This is a genomic window from Vibrio clamense, from assembly GCF_050337905.1.
GTDB classification, from domain to species: domain Bacteria; phylum Pseudomonadota; class Gammaproteobacteria; order Enterobacterales; family Vibrionaceae; genus Vibrio; species Vibrio cortegadensis.
Genome location: NZ_JAKJTJ010000021.1, coordinates 194,906 through 210,976, shown reverse-complemented (window position 1 = coordinate 210,976; position 16,071 = coordinate 194,906). Strand labels below are relative to the sequence as shown.

At 41.0% G+C, this 16,071-nt stretch carries 16 protein-coding genes; 3 read left to right on the top strand and 13 right to left on the bottom strand.

Going from position 1 to position 16,071, the window contains the following annotated elements:
* Positions 1-48 precede the first annotated feature (48 nt).
* Positions 49-1,242, bottom strand: coding sequence for a methyltransferase (locus L4C39_RS08655; RefSeq protein ID WP_429745405.1), 1,194 nt, complete (start codon positions 1,240-1,242; stop codon positions 49-51).
* A gap of 65 nt (positions 1,243-1,307) precedes the next feature.
* A complete protein-coding gene (gene cysB, locus L4C39_RS08650) occupies positions 1,308-2,282 on the bottom strand; it encodes an HTH-type transcriptional regulator CysB (RefSeq protein ID WP_017053895.1) in 975 nt (324 codons plus the stop codon).
* 277 nt (positions 2,283-2,559) lie between these two features.
* On the opposite strand from cysB, the gene L4C39_RS08645 reads away from it, so the two are divergent.
* Together L4C39_RS08645 and miaE are read left to right on the top strand one after the other, a co-directional pair.
* Entirely contained in the window at positions 2,560-3,324 is a 765-nt protein-coding gene (locus L4C39_RS08645) for a DNA repair protein (RefSeq protein WP_136993902.1), read from the top strand.
* 100 nt (positions 3,325-3,424) lie between these two features.
* A complete protein-coding gene (gene miaE, locus L4C39_RS08640) occupies positions 3,425-4,201 on the top strand; it encodes a tRNA isopentenyl-2-thiomethyl-A-37 hydroxylase MiaE (RefSeq protein ID WP_429745403.1) in 777 nt (258 codons plus the stop codon).
* Positions 4,202-4,227: 26 nt separating this feature from the next.
* Here miaE and L4C39_RS08635 read toward each other — a convergent pair whose 3' ends face one another.
* The 9 genes from L4C39_RS08635 to sohB form a co-directional block, all read right to left on the bottom strand.
* On the bottom strand, positions 4,228-5,235 hold the full coding sequence (locus tag L4C39_RS08635; protein WP_429745401.1) for a GGDEF domain-containing protein: 1,008 nt from the start codon (positions 5,233-5,235) through the stop codon (positions 4,228-4,230).
* A gap of 76 nt (positions 5,236-5,311) precedes the next feature.
* Entirely contained in the window at positions 5,312-5,794 is a 483-nt protein-coding gene (locus L4C39_RS08630; protein ID WP_141707825.1) for a putative pterin-binding protein, read from the bottom strand.
* Between the two features lie 151 nt (positions 5,795-5,945).
* A complete protein-coding gene (pyrF, locus tag L4C39_RS08625; protein ID WP_113795930.1) occupies positions 5,946-6,641 on the bottom strand; it encodes an orotidine-5'-phosphate decarboxylase in 696 nt (231 codons plus the stop codon).
* A gap of 80 nt (positions 6,642-6,721) precedes the next feature.
* Positions 6,722-7,891, bottom strand: coding sequence for a lipopolysaccharide assembly protein LapB (gene lapB / locus L4C39_RS08620; RefSeq protein WP_017053901.1), 1,170 nt, complete (start codon positions 7,889-7,891; stop codon positions 6,722-6,724).
* Positions 7,892-7,915: 24 nt separating this feature from the next.
* Positions 7,916-8,191, bottom strand: a complete 276-nt coding sequence (locus L4C39_RS08615) for a LapA family protein (protein ID WP_113795928.1) — start codon at positions 8,189-8,191, stop codon at positions 7,916-7,918.
* A gap of 140 nt (positions 8,192-8,331) precedes the next feature.
* The gene (gene ihfB / locus L4C39_RS08610) at positions 8,332-8,616 is read right to left on the bottom strand and encodes an integration host factor subunit beta (RefSeq protein WP_017053903.1); all 285 of its coding nucleotides are present in this window, start codon (positions 8,614-8,616) and stop codon (positions 8,332-8,334) included.
* Between the two features lie 118 nt (positions 8,617-8,734).
* The gene (gene rpsA / locus L4C39_RS08605; protein WP_017053904.1) at positions 8,735-10,405 is read right to left on the bottom strand and encodes a 30S ribosomal protein S1; all 1,671 of its coding nucleotides are present in this window, start codon (positions 10,403-10,405) and stop codon (positions 8,735-8,737) included.
* Between the two features lie 108 nt (positions 10,406-10,513).
* The gene (gene cmk, locus L4C39_RS08600) at positions 10,514-11,194 is read right to left on the bottom strand and encodes a (d)CMP kinase (RefSeq protein ID WP_113795927.1); all 681 of its coding nucleotides are present in this window, start codon (positions 11,192-11,194) and stop codon (positions 10,514-10,516) included.
* Positions 11,195-11,458: 264 nt separating this feature from the next.
* Positions 11,459-12,520, bottom strand: a complete 1,062-nt coding sequence (gene sohB, locus L4C39_RS08595) for a protease SohB (protein WP_429745527.1) — start codon at positions 12,518-12,520, stop codon at positions 11,459-11,461.
* Positions 12,521-12,660: 140 nt separating this feature from the next.
* Between sohB and L4C39_RS08590 the strand changes: the two genes are divergently transcribed.
* Positions 12,661-13,401, top strand: a complete 741-nt coding sequence (locus L4C39_RS08590) for a YciK family oxidoreductase (protein WP_171756088.1) — start codon at positions 12,661-12,663, stop codon at positions 13,399-13,401.
* Positions 13,402-13,475: 74 nt separating this feature from the next.
* On the opposite strand, the gene L4C39_RS08585 is transcribed toward L4C39_RS08590, so the two are convergent.
* Both L4C39_RS08585 and mlc read right to left on the bottom strand, forming a co-directional pair.
* Positions 13,476-14,417, bottom strand: coding sequence for a chemotaxis protein CheV (locus tag L4C39_RS08585; RefSeq protein ID WP_017053908.1), 942 nt, complete (start codon positions 14,415-14,417; stop codon positions 13,476-13,478).
* A gap of 140 nt (positions 14,418-14,557) precedes the next feature.
* On the bottom strand, positions 14,558-15,775 hold the full coding sequence (mlc, locus tag L4C39_RS08580) for a sugar metabolism global transcriptional regulator Mlc (RefSeq protein ID WP_017053909.1): 1,218 nt from the start codon (positions 15,773-15,775) through the stop codon (positions 14,558-14,560).
* Positions 15,776-16,071: the final 296 nt, after the last annotated feature.

Here is a 16,071-nt window from a genome sequence, read left to right as displayed (position 1 = left end):
ACTACCAAAATAGCCCGTTGCTCACACGGGCTATTTTTTTATCCATCATTATCGCTTTTGAGCATGTACAAGGATATTTCTTGGTGAGACCTGTTTATTACAAAAAGTTTTAATCGACACGTCATAACCCTTTTCTTCAAGGTAAAGCGCCTTATCGTAAGCAAGCCACAACTCTAGCGGACGTCTGAATATTTGCTGAACCAGACTTAATTTCTCCATTTTCCAAAACAACGCCTCACCCACATCCATATAGTGGTCAAAATCCACCTTCGGTATATCAAAGTTCTTAGCGTCGATTGCCCACTTGCAAAACGCTTCAAACCCCTCTGATAACTGGGATTTTTTAATGCTCGGAATCGGACAGTACTCTTCTTGATGCAGTTCATTCACCAGCATGTGGTTCAAACCTAGGCGGTAAGTCATTTCAAGTTGGCGATGACGCTTGACTCTCTCCCCACCCGTCACGGTTTCTTGCAGCGGGATCCTCAGTTCACTTTGCGTCAGTTTTAAGGGGGACTGCTTGGCTAATATCGACATGGCTTGATATTCATCACTGCGAATTAAATGATAACAACAAGGTGAAAATGTGATTGCAGGAAGCTGATTTTGAGTCGCCAACTCTAATAAACGGACATGCAAATCGCCACAAGCATGGAGCGCAACCGCATGTTGCTTACAATTAAACACTTGGCTTGCATCTGTAGAAAAAGCGTCCCCTTGAATAAATTGCATATTCAAAGCTTGCTGATTTGCGGCAGCCGTTCCGCTGTCACACAAACTCTGCTGCCATTCAAAACTCGTGACCTTCTCTTTCGATTGTTGTGACAAGATCCGCCCAAGAAAGCCTTTACCCGCACACCACTCTAACCACTCCTCTCCCTCATGCTCGCTTAACGCAGCGGCACTCATGCTTTTTATTTGATCAAGTTTTCTTCCTGGAACTCCAACTTCAAGGTTGCGATCTAAAATCAACAAGCTTTGTGTCGCACCGCTTAATTGTGTTAATTGAGACGCGATGCATGTTTCCGGAATGAAATGAGCGACTGCCTCAAGCAAGGCTTTATCATCACTTTTGAACATTTCTATATCAGATCGTGATAATCCATCAAGCCATAGAGACAAATCAGGATACTCATCAAGCCAAAGAGAAGCGTCATTTGAACAGGCGTGAAAGGGCTCAAATCGCCATAATGACTGATATGACAATAAAAAATGATCGAGCAATTGAAATGATTGGTGCATGCGTTCCCCCTAGCCGTGCATTGTAGGGGGAAGCCAAAGACTTGAACAGCCTTGTGATGCGATGTTTAACGAATTGGTAAATCTATATCTTTAAACATCTCTTCAATTTCAGCATTCGATTTAAGAGAGATCGCTTGCTCGACCACAGGCTTAGTCAAGTGTGGTGCAAAACGTTCCATGAAATCGTACATATAAGAGCGCAAGAAGGTTCCTCTTCTAAAGCCAATACTCGTGGTACTTGCACCGAAAATATGGCTCGCATCAATAGCAACTAGGTCGGTATCTTGTTCTTTATCAATTGCCATACTGGCAATAACACCAACACCAATCCCCATGCGTACATAGGTTTTAATCACATCGGCATCTGTTGCGGTAAAGACCACTCTAGGAGTAAGTCCGACTCTATTAAATGCGGTATCGAGCTCAGAACGACCAGTAAAACCAAAGACATAAGTCACGAGCGAGTATGCAGCAAGATCCTCTATACTAATTCTTCTTTTATTCGCTAATGGGTGATCTTTAGTCACAACAATCGACCGATTCCAATGGTAACAAGGGAGCATAATCGCATCTTGATATAAATGGAGCGCTTCTGTCGCGATTGCGAAATTTGCTGTACCTTTCGCGACCGCTTCCGACATTTGGCTTGGCGTGCCCTGATGCATATGCAGTGAAACTTTAGGATAACGGGCAGTAAAGCCTTTGATAACGTCAGGTAGAGCGTATCGAGCTTGAGTATGAGTGGTTGAGATGTTCAACGTCCCCATCTCTGGATGAGTATGCTCGCCAGCCACCGCTTTGATACTTTCTACTCTAGCCAATATCTCTTGTGAGATTCGAATAATGTCTTCGCCAGCAGGGGTTACTTGCGTCAAATGCTTACCGCTTCGCTCAAAAACTTGTATGCCGAGTTCGTCTTCGAGCAAACGCACTTGCTTACTAATTCCTGGTTGAGAAGTGTAAAGGCTCTCGGCCGTCGCTGATACGTTAAGATTATGGTTTACTACCTCAACAATATATCTTAATTGCTGTAATTTCATTTTGACCCTCGTAATCCTTTACCAATGGCTAATATTGCACGCCGACAGATAAGATACGCCTTAAGCTATGTAATATAATTAATAGTTATAACGTGTAATGCAGATAATTGGTAGTCAAAATAGAGAGTTGTCGGCATCCGAAGCATAATTGCATAATACACTTATCCGTATTTTGCTATTAAAAGCACATTATTATTAAATTTGTAGGTGCAGTTGTACAATGGAATCGTGTATCCTTAAATACTAGCCATTGAATTATAAAGCAGATATCAAACATATGAATATTGGTTTAATCATAGCTCTTGTAGCCGTCTTATTGGTGTTAGTCCTTGGCTATAACATCATGCTTCAATATAAAATGAAGGTCGAGACGTCGAAAAAACAAGAATCATCTCGTTACTTGACTCTTATTGATGCAACAGAAGATCTCATTGGGAATGCTCACCACGTCCCTTTCAGTAAAGATCTGCTCGTTTGTCTGAATACGCGAATTTTAGATGCACTTGAAAATATGTATCAACTCGATCCTAGAAATAAACAGCTTGCGCAGCGTATTGTTCACACAAAGCAGCAAATCACTCAACTAAAAGAAAATTATCCCGATGGTGACACCACTTCTTTTAAAGTGCCGAGCAGTGACAAACAAGCGATAGTGATGCTTAAGCTGGTAAAACGTCTTCGTGATACCGTTCGTAATGAGCACAATAAAGGTCGATTTGAAACACAGGCTTACGTCGCAGAAAATGCTCGTCTTGAAACGATTCAGATTCGTATCAACATCGAGAATGTCGTAAAACGTGCCAAAGATTCTATCGCACGAGGTCAAACTGGTACTGCTGTACAACTTTTGCGTAAAGGCATTGATGCTCTCAGCACAAAAAATGATGCTTATTCAAATCAAGCACGTGAAAAACTGCAGTTAATGCTGAACGAGCTTGATAAAAAACGCCAAGTTAAAAATGCTGAAGATCTTCAACAGATTGAAGAGAAAGAGCGTGATGATGACATGGACGCACTTTTTGGTGAGAAGAAAAAATGGTAAGCCTTCGATAGGTTTCCTATTCACTCATTATCAAATTTAGCCACAAGGTCGCCATTCGCGACCTTTTTTCTACAGTGACACTTTTTCAACAGTGAAAGTAATGATCAATAATACTGCTATTCAAGAGCTACTCGCTCCCATTAAACAATTCTTACATTGCGAAACACCCGATGCTTGGATCAATGAGGCGAAGAAACCTGAAAATCTTAAGATCATCCTACTCGACCATTTGCTTTGCGAACTTAAAGCAGGCCAATCGGCTATGTATTTAATCCGTAAGTACGCGGTGGATAAAGAGAGTGCAAATACACTGTTAGAGTGGTTTAAACCTTATGAGGCTTTTGCTTACCGCAAAGAAGGTTCTCTTGAGAGCCTTAAAGGAAAAAGTAATATTTCAAAGGCAATTATGGCTAAAACTAACTCACCTTATAGCCAAGATCTTATTGATAAAATGGTTCTCCTTATTAAAGAAGAGCTACACCACTTCTATCAAGTTCTTGAAATAATGGATGAGAGAAATATTCCTTATGAAAACATTTCGGCTGGAAGATACGCCAAAGGGCTGTTGTCTAAAGTGACGACTCATGAACCAAATACGCTCGTCGACAAACTGATCATTGGTTCACTCATTGAAGCGCGATCTTGTGAACGATTTGCTAAACTTGCTCCACATTTAGATGAGGATATGGCAAAGTTTTATATTTCTCTTTTACGCTCTGAAGCACGCCATTACCAAGATTACTTAACGTTGGCACAACAAATCTCACCTGTCGATATCTCGAAACGAGTGCAAGAGCTAGCTCAAGCAGAGACGGAATTAATTTCGACACCTGATGATGATTTCAAGTTTCACAGTGGTGTGCCTATCTTAGAGTAAGCAAATTGAAACAGCTCAATTATCCGTTATTGCGAGTTGAGCTGTTTCATCTTATACATATTATCATCGGCATTCTTGATCAGTTGATTCACGCAAGACGTATTTTTCGGATAAAGGCTCACACCAACACTTACTGAAATTTTTGCGGCCGTTTCATCTGATATTTCAATTTCCTGCTCCATACAGCCAATGATATCTAATTTTAACTGTTCAATGACTTCTGGGTCTACAGAGTCCAGAATAATAGCAAACTCATCACCTCCCATACGAAACAGATCGGCATCAAATGGCTGAATAGTATTAGCGAACCTTTTAGATACCGTTCTTAATAAAATATCCCCGGCTTGATGACCATAAGTATCATTAATCAACTTAAATCCATTCAGATCCATTACAAACAGTGAAAAGTGCGATGTATTCTGAACTCGCTGTTTAAGGCGCTTGAAAAGTGACAACCGATTGTTTACCCCCGTTAATGAATCCGTCAGAGCGAGATTACGGTGGATAATGCTCTCTTTCTTGAATAAGACAATAACGATAGCGATACAAAAACACAAAATGATAACTAATAGGACTTGTACATTCGCGAGTTGGTTTCCTTTATCAATTTGCACCAAAAAGTCCGCGTTCTTTAATTGATAATTTTTGTTCAAGAATGTCACCAACTTCATGTATAAACTATTCAACCGAACATTATATTCATCCGCAGTGTTTTCATCATTTATATTGGATAGGTAACCATCAAGCTCCTTATAGTCATTGTATAGCTGATCAAAAAACTGTTTATTTTTTGGTATGTTATAAAAATCTTGCGAATCAGAGCTAGTAACGATCAACTCAAGACGTGTCCAAGTGATGTCATACTGAACTTTGACTTCGTTAAGCACTTGTTTTGATGTCAAAGTGAAAGGAGATAAAACAGCCAGTTGAGAGAATTCTTTTTGAAGCTGTAGTAGATGCCAGGTTGCTTGATCTTTTCGAGAGTAATAATCACTGACCAAACCTTTAGTTGAGAATATAACCGTAATATTCATCAATAATAGCGCTAGTGATAGCCAAATTAAGACACGCTTTGTTCTCTGGACGTTCGTACTCTGTATAAATGGATTATTATTCACACTCTTCAATCGATACCTCATTAATTTGCCAAATCATCTTATTATGGTATTCAGGTACGTTTAGATGCGGAAATTTATCCAAATCATAGAGCAACATAAACGGCCCTCGCTTACGAATAGAGATAGCATCACCATTAATTGAATAGGCGATGATTGGCTGATATTCAACTAAGTCATTAACTTCAATCGAAGCTCTAAACTCATTCAACGCTGAAAAATAGAGAATCTTTGGTTTCTGTGGTGCAAATAAAGCCGTTAGATCACTTACTTTAACACCGCTAAATTTAGCGGGTTCAGCATCCCAAGGCAGGTGAGTGGTGAATGAAGTAACAGGAAACTGATTCATTAACTCTTGTCGCGAAATAGTTGTCGAATGCTCACATGACAATGCCAAATTCAAACGATTGGCCAAAGCGCTATTGACGTTCGCAAAGGTACAGAACAATAACCACACTACACTGGTTCGTAGTTTCATTAGCATCCATTCTCAATTATTGGTTTGTAATTATATTTTTTTTTGATGAGTAATTGTCAACTTTTGCAGCATTTCAAAATACAGGTCAAAAAATTAAATCATTTCCAATGAAAAAGGTAAGTAGATATTACTTACCTTAATTCAAGGTGGGCTAAATTAAGCTAGCATTAATTTTCTGAAGAACTTCCGCAGGCTGTGCCGCCTGGGTGATTGGGCGTCCTATCACTAAATAATCCGATCCAGCTTGGATTGCATCATAAGGAGTCATGATTCTTTTCTGATCCCCAACATCAGCGCCTGCCGGGCGGATCCCGGGAGTCACCAATTTGAAGTTTGAGCCTAAATCACTCTTTAAGAGCGAAGCTTCTTGTGCTGAACAAACGACACCATCCAAACCTGAACGTTGAGTTAGACGAGCCAAGCGCATTACTTGCTCTTGAGGTGCAACATTTAAACCAATTCCAGCTAAGTCGCTCTGTTCCATACTGGTAAGTACGGTTACACCAATCAATAACGGGCGATCCTTCCCATATGGCTCAAGAATTTCGCGTGAAGCTGTCATCATCCGCTCACCACCACTCGCATGGACATTCACCATCCATACCCCTAATTCTGCCGCAGCACGAACAGCTTTTGAGCAAGTGTTTGGAATATCATGAAATTTTAAATCCAAGAATACCGAAAAACCACGTTTATGTAGCTCACGGACAAAATCAGGCCCAAAAAGAGTAAACATTTCTTTGCCAACTTTTAATCGACATGTCGTTGGATCAATTTTATCAATAAAATTCAGAGCATCAGTCTGTTTATCATAATCCAGTGCTACGATAACTTTTTGGTCGTTCATTTAATCTCCTAATAATTCTTGTCACTACTTTCTTAAACGTACAAAAATGCAGCCCGTAAGCTGCATTAAAAATAATATGTCTATTCACCATCCAAGCCACGAATTGGCTTGATCGTCCCCCAACCTTTGCAAGAAGGACAGTGCCAATACATTGAATGAGTAGAGAAACCACATTTACGGCATCGGTAATGTGGCTTTATTTTAAGTTGTTCCCCAACCATAGATTGCAAGGTTGTCAGGCTGTCTTTCGCCCTTCCCTCTTCAGCTTCAGCAATATGATAATCTATAAGGCGGTAAAAGCCCTTCATCGTTGGGTTTTTCACTAGCTGTCGAGTTAGTAGCTCTTGTGCTGTTCCAATACTTTCATGATTCGCGACCAATTGTGCTAACATTAATTCCGCTGAAACGCCCGCCTTCTTATCAATACAAGCCCTTAGGAACTCAACCAATCCCTCTTCTTGTCCTAAGTGGTGATAACAATCTGCCAGAGTAGGAAGCACTTCACTGATAAAATCAATGTCTTGGTTCAGCACCATTTCCATATACTTAATGGTTTGCTGATAGTCCTCTGATTCCAAATATAATTTTCCAAGTGAAATACTTGCTCGTGCACATTTAGGATCCTCGACCAACGCTTTTTTAAAATGCTGAATAGCTTTGTTCGTTTGCCCCTCACCCTGTTCCTGCATGGCAAGTTCACATAAGAAGTGTGCGATCTGAGATTTGACTCTTTTTCTACCCATTTTGACCAAAGCTGTCGCATAATGAATGGCTTTGCTCCACTCTTTGGTTTGTTGATAGATAGTAACAAGCTGCTGTAATGCGCTCTCTTTATGCTCAGGCTCTTCCACCAATTGCTCAAAGATTTTCTCAGCCCGATCTAAAAAGCCAGAAACCATATAATCTTTTGCTAGTTGTTGAAGTGCTAAATTTTTTTGTTCTAACGTTAGGCCTGTACGAGAAATAAGGTTTTGGTGGATACGAATAGCGCGATCGACCTCACCACGCGAGCGAAATAGATTCCCTAGCGCTAGGTGCGTATCGATTGTATCGTCATCGACTTGAAGTAATTCGATAAAGTGATCTACTGCTTTATCTGATTGATCAGAAAGCAGCAAATTTAATCCCGTGACATATTGACGAGAGATTTGATGAGATTGGGTTTGCTTATCTTGCTGAGCACTACGGTTTCCCATATACCACCCGTAGGCAGCTGCAATCGGCAATAATAAGAAAAGTAACTCAAGCATTAATGGTCGCCTTTACGCAATAACTCAAGCTTTCGTTTCAACGACTGGGCTTGATGTTTTGAGTTTATTAAGTTGCTTCCTTAGACGACGAATTTGAAGTTGAGATTTTAAATGAAGGCTACCGAAAACCAACCAACCTAACCCAAAACCACTGACAAATATAACACCAAGCAGTGTTGATAAGTTAAAGCTGCCTTGCGCGACTAAGTAGTTGAAAGTAACGACTTCTTGGTTTTGTGCTCCGAGGGCAAGTGCAATTAGGAAAAGGGCTATAACTGCAATTATTTTTATAATTTTCATACGTCTCCATCCTAAGGAAATTTGGCTGATACGATTATGCAGGAAAACAGGTCTGCAAACCATGGATATTAGCAATATTCTAGTTATAAAAAAGCGGTATACACTTAAGTATACCGCTTTTTTATAATTAGAATGGAGGCTTAAAGACCTAGATTTACACGTTCACGTAACTCTTTGCCTGGTTTGAAGTGTGGAACATATTTGCCTTCCAGCTCAACCTTTTCTCCAGTTTTAGGATTACGTCCTAGACGGGGTTCTCGATAGTGCAGTGAGAAACTACCAAAACCACGGATCTCGATTCGATCACCACTTTCCAGAGTTGATGCCATATGTTCAAGAATATCTTTTACAGCATCTTCAATCTCTTTTGCAGATAAGTGTGTTTGCTCTGCGCAGAGTCTCTCAATCAATTCAGACTTAGTCATAGTTTCCCTCATTTCTTTTATTACTTTGATTGCTATATAAATATAAGACATATAAGCAATAAATGCAGGCACATATCGAAAAAAAAGGAGCCTTACGGCTCCTTCTTAAGCGATTGGATTATTCGCCTTTAGCAGCTTTGAATGCATCAGCCATAGCATTACCGAAACCACCATCTTCTGGTTTGTTCAGTGTAGCCATTGCTTCTTGCTCTTCAGCTTCGTCTTTCGCTTTGATAGATAGGTTGATTACGCGGTTCTTACGGTCTACACCAGTGAACTTAGTTTCAACGCTGTCACCAACGCTTAAGATTAGAGACGCATCTTCGATACGGTCACGAGATACTTCAGAAGCACGGATGTAACCTTCAACGCCTTCTAGAAGCTCAATTGTAGCTCCTTTAGCGTCTACTGCAGTTACAGTACCAGTTACTAGAGTACCTTTCTTCGTGTCTGCAACGTATGCATTGAACGGGTCATTTTCCATTTGCTTAACGCCAAGAGAAATACGCTCACGTTCTGCATCAACTGCAAGTACAACAGCAGAGATTTCATCGCCTTTCTTGTAGTCGCGTACTGCATCTTCACCAGCAACATTCCAAGAAATGTCAGATAGGTGAACAAGACCGTCGATGCCGCCGTCAAGACCGATGAAGATACCAAAGTCAGTGATAGACTTGATCTTACCAGTAACTTGGTCGCCTTTAGCTTGAGCTTCAGCGAATGATTGCCATGGGTTAGCTTTACACTGTTTCAGACCTAGAGAGATACGACGACGTTCTTCGTCGATATCAAGAACCATAACCTCAACTTCGTCGCCAACATTAACAACTTTAGAAGGGTGGATGTTCTTGTTAGTCCAATCCATTTCAGAAACGTGTACTAGACCTTCAACGCCTTCTTCGATTTCAACGAAGCAACCGTAGTCAGTCAGGTTAGTAACACGGCCAGAAAGTTTGTGACCTTCTGGGTAACGCTTAGCGATTGCTACCCATGGATCTTCGCCTAGTTGCTTAAGACCTAGTGAAACACGAGTGCGCTCACGATCGAACTTAAGAACTTTAACTAGGATTTCGTCACCAACGTTTACGATCTCAGATGGGTGCTTAACACGCTTCCACGCCATATCAGTGATATGTAGAAGACCGTCAACACCGCCAAGGTCAACGAATGCACCGTAGTCAGTAAGGTTCTTAACGATACCTTTAACTTCAGTACCTTCTTGTAGAGTTTCAAGAAGTTCGTCACGCTCAACACTGTTTTCAGATTCGATAACAGCACGACGAGAAACAACAACGTTGTTACGCTTCTGGTCTAGCTTGATTACTTTGAACTCTAGTTCTTTGTTTTCTAGGTGAGCAGTGTCACGAATAGGACGTACGTCAACAAGAGAGCCAGGAAGGAAAGCACGGATACCGTTTAGTTCAACAGTGAAACCGCCTTTAACTTTACCGTTGATGATACCAACAACAGTTTCAGCTTCTTCGTAAGCCTTCTCAAGAACGATCCAAGCTTCGTGGCGCTTAGCTTTCTCACGAGAAAGTTGAGTTTCACCGAAACCATCTTCAACAGCGTCAAGCGCTACGTCTACTTCAGCACCAACTTCAACTTCAAGTTCGCCAGCAGCGTTCTTGAATTGTTCAGCAGGGATTGCAGATTCAGACTTAAGGCCAGCATCAACAAGAACGTAACCGTTCTCGATAGCTACTACAGTACCTTTAACGATACTACCTTGTTGGAATTCAGTTTCATTTAGAAACTCTTCAAAGAGTTGAGCAAAAGATTCAGTCATTATTTGATCTTCAATAATTAAACGTCCATGGGTATCCTACCGCATGGGGTTGATAAATTCGCCGGTCATCATCCTTGCGACCAACGTTCTTTACTCACCCAGTATAGATTACTGTGTGAGTTTAGATTCAATATATTTCAATGCTTTTTCTACAACTTCGTCAATAGACATAGATGTTGAATCTAGCACGAGTGCGTCTTCAGCAGGGCGCAATGGGGCAACCGCACGGTTACGATCTCGATCATCACGCTCTTGTATTTCGCACAAAAGGTCGTCAAAGTTAACATCTAAGCCCTTAAGTTGCAACTGTTTAAGGCGTCTTTGAGCTCGTTCTTCCGCACTTGCATCCAAGAAAATTTTCGCTTCAGCACCCGTAAATACTACCGTGCCCATATCACGACCATCAGCAACTAAACCTGGAGAGGTGCTAAATGCACGCTGACGACGCAGTAATGCTTCTCTAACTCTTGGTAATGCAGCAACTTTAGATGCAGCCATACCTGTTTCTTCTTTACGAAGCTCACCAGAAACGTCTTCACCTTCAAGGATAACTTTAACTAAATCACCTTCAGCAATAAATTGCACGTCAAGGTGGGTCGCAAGAGGAACTAATGCATCCTCAGACTCTGTATCAACGCCATGGTGAATTGCAGCAAGAGCAAGGACTCGGTATATCGCGCCCGAATCAAGTAAATGAAAGCCTAGTTTATCTGCTAGCAACATACAAAGTGTGCCTTTACCTGCACCACTTGGTCCATCAACGGTAATAACCGGTGTATTTGAGGACATGTTTTACTCCACGTCTATTGTAGAAATTTTAATTGTTAGCCTCGATATTCATCATGGCTTTTATAGGCGACGTATTATAGTTTGAATCTAAACAATGAGCGAGACTCAAACAGAAAAATTTCGATCTTATTTAATACTTCACGCCACCAGCCCTAAGAATCTTTATGGATTGAATACCATCGCGCCTACTCTCGTTCTCCGGCACATAAAAAACGCCCACTCCAAGAATCAGAGTGAGCGTTGTCTAGATAAACTCAAATTCGTCTATACGATTGGACGTTGTCCACGGCTGATCCATTTCATCAAAACATGGTCAGCAGCTTCACCAGCAACACCGGCTAGTTTGGCTGATAGTTTTTTCTTTTGCACATAATGGATAGCAAGTACTGTTTTATCTTTACATGCGCTAACCACTAGATCATCAGACGTACTAATTTCATCCACTAAACCTAGAGCTTTTGCTTGTGTACCAAACCAGTGTTCGCCAGTCGCCACTTTTTCTAGATCAAGATCAGGGCGGTGGTCACGTATGAAATCTTTAAATAAGCCGTGAGTCTCTTCTAACTCTTCTTTGAATTTGTCACGTGCTTTATCACTGTTTTCACCAAACATAGTCAATGTGCGTTTGTATTCACCAGCAGTAAGCTGTTCAAATTCAATATCGTGCTTTTTAAGCAATTTATTGAAATTAGGTAGCTGTGCAATAACGCCAATCGAACCAACAATCGCAAAAGGGGCAGAAACAATCTTATCAGCGATACACGCCATCATGTACCCACCACTTGCCGCCACTTTATCAACAGAAATCGTCAATGGTAATTTTGCCGCTTTTAAACGATCGAGTTGTGAAGAAGCTAAGCCGTATCCATGCACCATTCCACCACCAGACTCTAGTCTCAGTAGTACTTCATCACCATCCCGAGCCACAGCGAGAATTGCAGTCACTTCTTCACGCAAAGAGGTCACTTCTTTTGCATCTATACTGCCATTGAAGTCCAGCACAAACAGGTGAGGTTCGCGCTTAGTATCAAGTTGCCCATCTTTCACGGCTTTTTTAATATCTTTATCACGAGACTTTGCTTTCTCTTTTTTTACTTTCTTCTCTGCTTTGTCTCTAGCTTTGATAAATGCCTCATCATGTAAATGATGTTCTAGCTGCTCAACAGTATCTTTATGTTGATCAGTAAGATTAGTGATTTCTAGTTCACCTTTAGCGGTTCCTGATTTTCCACTCACTGATTTCGCAATGACTAGAATAGCAATTATCGCTATTACTACGGTCGCAATCTTGGCCAAAAACAGGCCATAGTCCAACAAAAATTCCAATGTCATATCCCCTAATGTGTGAATTAGTGTATTGTAACCATCTTGTCACGATTACCAAGAACTTATACCAAATCAATTGATATTCTGTTCGTTTATACGTCAGCAACTATTTGGTGCATTTACTAAAAAGGATGAGCATAGTGGAATATTCAGTCTCACAAGATGCCTTAAAAGATAAAGTCATACTCGTTACAGGTGCGGGGGCTGGAATTGGCCGTCAAGCCGCTTTAAGTTTTGCTGAACATGGTGCAACCGTAATTTTATTGGGTCGAAATGTTAAAAACCTTGAATTTATCTACGATGAGATAGAAAAGGCAGGCTACGCTCAACCAGCCATCATTCCGTTAGATTTGAAAGGCGCGACTAAACAAAATTATCTCGATATGGCCGACACCATTGAAAGCCAATTTGGACGTTTAGATGGGTTATTGCATAACGCAGGCGTACTAGGGACATTAAGTCCATTTGATCAAATTGAAGAAGATACTTTTGATGATGTTATGCAGATCAATGTCAAAGCTGAGTTTTTAATGACTCAAGCTCTACTTCCTGTATTGAAAAAAGCGGAAGCAGCACGCGTTCTTTTCACCTCTTCAACGGTTGGACACTCAGGGCGTACTTTTTGGGGTAGCTATGCGATTTCAAAATTTGCAACAGAGGGGATGATGCAGATCCTTGCTGATGAACTAAGTGCGACGCCTATTCGTGTCAATGCGATTAACCCAGGAGCAACGCAAACTCGTATGCGTGCGAAAGCTTACCCTGGCGAAGATGCTAATCAGCTAAAAACACCACTGGACATTATGCCTCATTACTTGCGACTAATGGATCCGGCAGAGACATCGATTAACGGCCAGTGCATCGACGCTCAGCCTAAATAGTCCGTAGTCCGTCATTTTTATCTATCAAATATAATAAAGGGAGCAATTAATGCTCCCTTTATTATAGATAAAATTTACACACTCATCCGCAATCGTTCTTGCGCAACCTCTACTAACAAATCTGGTTGGAACTTAGAAATAAAGCGGTTACAGCCGACCTTTTCGACCATCGCATCATTGAAGCTACCACTTAATGATGTATTCAGCGCGATGTACAGGTCTTTCATGCGAGGATCGGTTCGTACCTCATGAGTTAACTTATAACCATCCATCTCAGGCATTTCGGCATCGGTAAACATCATTAACAACTCTTTAGTGACGTCTTTCCCTTCATCACACCATCGCTTCAGCAGTGTTAACGCTTCAAGGCCATCGCAGCATTCGATAATATTAAAACCAAGAGGAGCAAGTGTCCCCTTGATTTGGTTACGAGCGGTCGATGAATCATCCACGATAAGAACGTTTTGCCCAACCATTAATGGTGCTAATTCATCATCTAACACCCCATCAGATATCGAGACATCGTAATCAATGATTTCAGCTAATACCTTCTCAACATCAATAATTTCAACAATTTTCGTCTGTTCTTCTTCTGATATATGGGTAATCGCGGTGAGGTAATTAGAGCGGCCTGTTGTTTTCGGTGGAGGCTGAATTTCTGTCCAAGCCGTGTTGACAATATTGCGAACTTCACCGACTAAGAACCCCTGAACCGATCGATTGTATTCCGTAATGATCAAATTCTGCTCATGCGGTTTTCCGTGGATCGGTGGGAAACCAATCGCCCCCCTCAAATCGATAACAGGTACAGATTCACCTCGCAGTGATGCAACCCCGGTAATATTGTGGTGAGCGCCAGGCAGTTTGGTCAACGGAGGCACTTTTAGAACCTCTTTAACTTTAAATACATTGATAGCAAATAACTGCCTACTATTAAGACAAAATAGTAAAAGTTCTAAGCGATTCTCACCAACCAAATTTGTTCTTTGGTCAACTGAATTCAAAACTCCGGACATATAACTTCCCAGTAATTACTTATGTTACATCGTGTTTAGTTACCATAGCTTATTTAAGAATGCTTAGGCAAAGCCACGTAGCCAAAGTGCTACGTAGCTGACAAGTTCAACATTAACTTGATAACAATGTAAGCGAAGGGTTATCCCTCTACGACTTTCATTAATAATAAACCATCGTAAAGAGCCTGCTTAATTAATGCAGCACCTGGCATGGTTGCTTGCTTGTAAAAACGAGATTCGACTAACTCTAAATCTTGGTGGTAAACAGGCAAACTTTGTTCTTCAATACAGGTCTGTATTGCTGGGTATAGTACACTCTTTGCCTGATTTATCACTCCCCCTATCAATATTTTTTCGGGGTTGAACAAATTGATAACTATCGCAATGGCAGAACCAAGGTATTTTCCAAGTTTCTCAATAACATCAACCGCTAACGGGTCGCCATCCGCCGCTGCAGAACAGATGCATTCAATCGTCATTTGCTCACGCTGAGATAATATGGACTCTTCCCCATTCGCGATTCGGAATGCGACTTCTTCACGTATTGCTTTAGAACTCGCCACCGTTTCTAAACAGCCGCGATTTCCGCAATGGCAACGCTTACCATTAGGATCAATTTGAATATGCCCCAACTCACCAATGTTGCCATGTCTACCTTCAAGTACACGACCGTCTAAAATGATCCCTGCACCTAAACCGTGGTGAATGGAAATCAAAACTGAATTATCGTTTTCTTGAGAGTGACCAAACAGCTTTTCAGCCAGCGCCCAAGCCCTTGTATCGTTAGCTACAAAAACAGGTAACCCTGTGGCTTTGTATATCTCAGGCCCTAACGCAAGGTTCTCCACATTATAGTGTGGCATCTGCAACACGATCCCTTGCTCAGCGTTTACCAAACCAGGCAGAGTGATTGCGATACTCGTAACACGATCCAGTTGTTCTGAATAGGTTTGGAAGAATTCATCAATTTCATGCAACAGTCTTGCAAGTACGTCGTCTTGGTCAATCTCATGAATATCGATTTTGGTATCAATGAGGACATCACCACCTAACTCATGCAGTGCAATCGTCAGATAACCTCGTCCTAGACGCATCGATAAAAACTGCCAGCCTTCATTATTTGTTTGTAAGCCAACGGCAGGACGGCCTCTTGAAATCGCTTCTTGAACCGTTGTTTCATGGATCAGGTGAGCTTCAATCAACTCACGAGTGATCTTAGTTATACTCGCAGGTGCCAATGCGCTTTGCTTTGACAAATCGATACGAGAAATGGGACCTTTAAGGTCTATTAATTTATATACACGACCAGCATTGACCTGTTTGATATGATCAATATGGCCCGGTTGAGCCATGTACATTTTGTGCTCCAAAAATAACAACCTGCCAATTTTTTTACTTTGCGAAGTAATTGTGAAGTCATTTGGTATATTGTCGTGACAGCCATCACGGATATACATGAATCTTTGGGTTTTCAATCAAATATTGAACGGTTATTTACCCTACAAAACATGAACACCTCACTTTTTTTTCACTAAGAAAAAACCCAGTTCACACTTCTAAAGTCGTACTAAATGTAATCAATTATTTTTTAAATCATAATTATTTAAATTGCTTATACTTAACGATGTTGCTCAAACTCGTCGCGTTACCATTA